Genomic DNA, 4,944 nt, shown 5'->3' with positions numbered 1-4,944 from the left:
GCTCCAGCAAGGGCGGCACGCCGGCCAACTTCAATGAAATCCGCATGGAGGACAAGAAGGGTCAGGAGCAGCTGTTCATCCATGCCGAGCGTAATCAGGACATCGAGGTCGAGAACGACGAAACCCACTGGGTCGGGCATGACCGGCGCAAGACCATCGACCATGACGAAACCGTGCATGTGAAGCACGACCGTACCGAGACCGTGGATAACAACGAAACCATCACCGTGCATGCCAACCGCAGCAAGACGGTTGATCGCAACGAGACCGTGAAGATCGGCATGAACAAATCGGAAACCATCCTCATGGCCTCCTTGCAGAACGTCGGCATGGGCCGGATGGAAAACGTCGGCTTCGGCTACAGCCTCAACGTCGGGATGATGATGAACACCCTGGTCGGCATGAGCCAGACCACCCAGGTGCTGAAAAAGAAATCCACCTCGGTAGGCGAGGCCTACACCCTCAGTGTCGGCGGCACTGACGACGGCTCGACGATCAACATGGACGGCAAGACCATCAAGCTGGGCAGCAAGGTCATCGAGCTGACTGCCGACCAGGAAATTCGCCTGGCTTGCGGGCAGAGCACCATTCGTATCACGGCTAACGAAATCGAGATTCTTTCGCCCAATGTCGACATCAACTGCTGATCTACAGCATGGACAACCAGGAATAGCGTCATGAGCGGCCTTCCCGTTTCGCATGTCGGTGAAAAAGTCTCCGGCAACGTGATTGCCACCGGCTCGCCGACCGTGCACGTCGGCAGTGTCGCGTCAGGCCTGGCCGACCGCGCCTCGGCCTGTGTGCCCTTCGTCGGCCAGCCGGTCAACCCGATGCTGGGCTGCAAACTGTTGCCCGAAGAAGTCGACTTTGCTCTGGCGGCACCGGACACCCTGACCTTCAGCCGTGGCTACCTGTCGAGTAATCCGCGCATCAGCCGGCTCGGCCAGGGCTGGTCGCTGCCCGGCGAAAGCATGCTGCTGGAGCTGGACAGCGAAAGCTGCACCCTGACCGACGCCCAGGGCCGGCGGATTCGCTTTGCGGCGCTGGAGCCGGGCAAGCAGTGGTATTCAGGCAGTGAGCAACTCTGGCTGCGCCGCGGCGCGGCTTTTGACCCGCAAACCCCGCAAGCCCCCTGGTCAGGCCGCTGGGCGAGAGTGCCTGCCACCTTGCAGCACAACCCCAACGTGGTCGTGGTGCTCAATGGCAACAGCCATTTGTGCTTCATGCGCCAGGCCGACGACCTTTGGCGCCTGCATTCGACCTTTGGCCGCAGTGGCTACCAGACCCTGTTCAACTGGAGCCCACGGGGCTTTCTGAGCAACATCCGTGACAGCGCCGGGCGCAGTTATGTGCTGGTCTATCAGCAGGCCTGCCAAGCCAGTCCCGAGGATGACGGCATACGTTTGTGCGGCGTGATCCTCGCCAACCCCAACGGCCCGGTGCCGGAGTTTTTCGACCCGCAGGCCAGCGGCAACGATTGGCTGGTGCGCTATCAGTTCAATGCCAGCGGCGACCTGATTGCCGTGCGCGACCGCATTGGCGAAGTGGTCCGGGTGTTCGCCTGGAGCAACCACATCATGGTCGCCCACGGCGAACCGGGCGGCCTGGAGGTGCGCTATGAGTGGGACGTGACGCAGCCCCATGGCCGGGTGCTGAAACAGATCGAAACCGACGGCCTGACCCGCGAGTTTCGCTATTACCCCGACGCCACCGACGTGATCGACAGCCTGGGCCGGGTCGAGCGCTATGAGTTCAGCGGTCAGGGCGGCGAGCGCCGCTGGACCGCGCTGGTGCGCGCCGATGGCAGCCGCACGCAATTCGAACATGACATCTATGGCCGTCAGGTGGCCATGCGTGATCCGCTGGGCCGCGAGTCACGGCGGCGCCTCGACGGTCAGGGCCGGGTGCTGGCCGAGCAATCACCGGGCAAGAAGCACTATCGCCAGACGATTGATGAAGAGACCGGGCTGCTCAAGGAACTGGTCAACGCGGTGGGCCGGCGCTGGAGCTTCGAACGCAATGCGGCCGGCAACCTGACCTGCGTGACCAGCCCCAACGGCACGATCCACTACAGCTACGATGATCCCGCCCTGCCTGACCGCGCGACCCGGATCACCGACAGCAAGGGTGGCGTGAAACGGGTGCAATGGAACCGTCTGGGGTTGCCGGCCTGTGTCACTGACTGCTCGGGGCAGACCCATCACTATGAATACGACGGCGAAGGCCGCCTGCTGACTGAAACTGACCCGGCAGGCCACAGCACCCGCTACGGCTACAACCGGCTCGGGCAGGTCATCGAGGTCAACCTGGCGGACGGCACCCGCCTGGTCTACGACTACGACCCGCAAGGCCGGCAGACGCTGATCGCCGACAGCCATGGGCACGCCACACGTTTCGTCTGGGACCGCGCCGGGCGCCTGCTGCAAGCCAGCGATGCGGCCGGTGACAGCCTGCACTACAGCTACGACGCTGCCGGCCGGCTGTGCATGCTGACCAACCAGAACGGCGCACAGGCCAGCTTCGGCTTCGACGTGCTGGACCGCCTGATCGAAGAAACCGGCTTCGATGGCCGCCGCCAGCAGTACCGCTACAACCAGGCCGATGAGCTGCTCACCCGGATCGATGCCGAAGGCCGCGAGACGCACTTTGAGTACAACCGCGACAGCCAGTTGATCTGCCGCCACCTGCCAGCGACCGCCAGCAGCGAGGCCTTCACGGAACACTACAACTGGCTGCCTGACGACCGCCTGGCGATGGTCAAGGGACCGGATTGCGAAGTGCGGCTGGCCTATGACGAGGCTGGCAACCTGTGCCTGGAAAGCCAGATTCATAGCGATGGCTGGGTTTACAGTGTGGCCCATCAGCATGATCCGCTGGGCGTGCGCGAGACCAGCCAGTACGACGATGCCCCGCCAGTGACCTGGCTGAGTTACGGCTCGGGGCATTTGCATGGTGTGCTCGCCGCCCATGTCGAGATGGCGTTCGAACGCGACAGCCTGCACCGCGAGCTGCACCGCGAAGTGCGCCTGCAGGGCAAGCCCCAGGCGCTGCTCGAACAGCACCGTGAACTCGACGCCGTGGGCCGCCTGACTGCCAGCCGCTCGACGCTGGCCGGCGCCGATAACTGGCAGCGCCAATATCGCTATGACTCGCTGGGCCAGTTGTTGCGGGTCAACGACAACTTGAGGCCCGACCTGCACTACCGCTACGACCTGAGCGGCAGATTGAGTTCCAGCCAGCACGGCAGCGAACTGCCCCGCCCTTACCGCTACGACCCGGCAGGCAACCGCCTCGACACTGGACCAGACGGCACGGGTGACCGGCAACAGCACTACGCCCACAACGAGTTGTACCGCTCAGGCTATGTCGGCTCGCAACTCAGCCAAGCCGAGAGTGCGCCAGCCGGCTTATGGACAGGCAATCGCGTCGGCCGCCTTGAAGGCTACGAATACCACTTCGACAGCCAGGGCAATCTGATCGCCCGTACCGCGCCTGACGGTGAACGCCTGCACCTGCAATACGACGGCGCCAACCGGCTGGTGGGTGTCACCCGCCAGGGTCCTGACGGCGCCATCACCCAGGCCCGTTACCGCTATGACGCTTTTTCCAGGCGCATCGCCAAGCACCTGCTGCAAGGCGATGAGCAGCAGGTGATCCGCTTTGGCTGGGATGGCGAGCGTCAGTGCGCCGAGGTGTTCGACAACCTGCTGCGCACCACCGTGCATGAGCCCGACAGCTTCATCCCGCTCATGCGCATCGAGCAAAGCCGCGAGCCGGACAGCCCGGACCTGTTGGCCCTGCGGCGCGAAATGGCCGCAGCCGACCAGCCGCTGCCCGCACAGTGTCAGCCTGCTCTGGGGGCACCGGCGCTGCAGTTCTTTCACACCGACCATATCGGCACGCCGCTGCAACTGAGCAACGAACAGGGTCAAGTGGTCTGGCAGGCCCTTAATGATGACTGGCAGGCGGTGACGCAACAAAGCGGCGCAACCGACCAGCCGATTCGTTTTCAGGGTCAGTACCACGACGAAGAAAGCGGCCTGTATTACAACCGCCATCGCTACTACCTGCCCGAAGCCGGCCGCTATGCCAGCCAGGACCCGATCGGTTTTCGCGGCGGGCCGAATGCCTACACCTATGCCCTGAATGCGCCTTCGGTAGCGTATGACCCGAGCGGGTTGTTCGTGCCGCTGGTGATCATTGGCGGGCTCTTGCTAAAGGCCGCGATGGGGGGCGCCGCTGATGCCGGAATACAGGCCGGCAAACAGGTCTTGGGCCAGGTCAAAGACAATTGGGACAACGACCGCAGCTTGATGGACATCAAGCTGCGGTGCATTGATATCGATTGGGGAGAAGTGGCCGTCTCAGCGGCCGTGAGCACCGTCGCGCCCGGCCTTAAGGACTCAGCCAAGGTCGTGTGGAAATCCGGTAAAGCCATCAAGTCCCTGTCAGGTCAGGCTGCCAATACCGCCAACCGTGCGGCCAAGCTGGCAGCACGCAAAGCCGCCCATGCCAAGACCATCAAAGAAACCGTAGCGACCCAGGCAGGCTGGCAGTCAGCCAAAGCCGTAGGCAAGTGCCTGTTCGGGGAAGGAGAAAAAGATGAGTGTGAATAACCATGCTTAAGCAGTTCTTGATCGTGTTCGTGGTTGGCCTGCCGTTCGCAATTCTCTACAGCGTTCTGGACAGGTACCTGCCCAATAGCTGGTGGCCAGCCGGAATCGTCATCACGTTGATGCTGGCTGCACGAATCGGGTTGTACCTGTACCGACGCTCCAAAGGTATTCGGGATACGTGGCTGGATCCGTGACCCAGCCCTGAACCGAAGATAACCAACGAGATCACCGCCATGAGCTTTCAGCAACTGACCCGCATGACCCAAGTCACCAGCCCGCTCGGGCCGGATGTGCTGTTGCTCAAGGACATGAGCGGTGGCGATGAGTT

Annotated in this window: 2 protein-coding genes and 1 pseudogene; all 3 read left to right on the top strand. The window is 62.9% G+C overall.

Going from position 1 to position 4,944, the window contains the following annotated elements; genetic code table 11:
• Window positions 1-647: pseudogene (locus NRB16_RS28600) on the top strand (type VI secretion system tip protein VgrG); the annotation flags it as partial.
• 30 nt (window positions 648-677) lie between these two features.
• A complete protein-coding gene (locus NRB16_RS28595) occupies window positions 678-4,616 on the top strand; it encodes an RHS repeat-associated core domain-containing protein (protein WP_257107530.1) in 3,939 nt (1,312 codons plus the stop codon).
• 2 nt (window positions 4,617-4,618) lie between these two features.
• Window positions 4,619-4,810 carry a hypothetical protein gene (locus tag NRB16_RS28590; RefSeq protein ID WP_045485655.1) on the top strand — a complete coding sequence of 64 codons (192 nt, stop codon included), beginning with the start codon at window positions 4,619-4,621 and terminating at the stop codon, window positions 4,808-4,810.
• The last annotated feature ends 134 nt before the right edge of the window (window positions 4,811-4,944 follow it).

The organism is Pseudomonas sp. LJDD11, assembly GCF_024584215.1.
GTDB lineage: Bacteria > Pseudomonadota > Gammaproteobacteria > Pseudomonadales > Pseudomonadaceae > Aquipseudomonas.
This window is presented reverse-complemented; position numbering and strand designations above follow the sequence as displayed.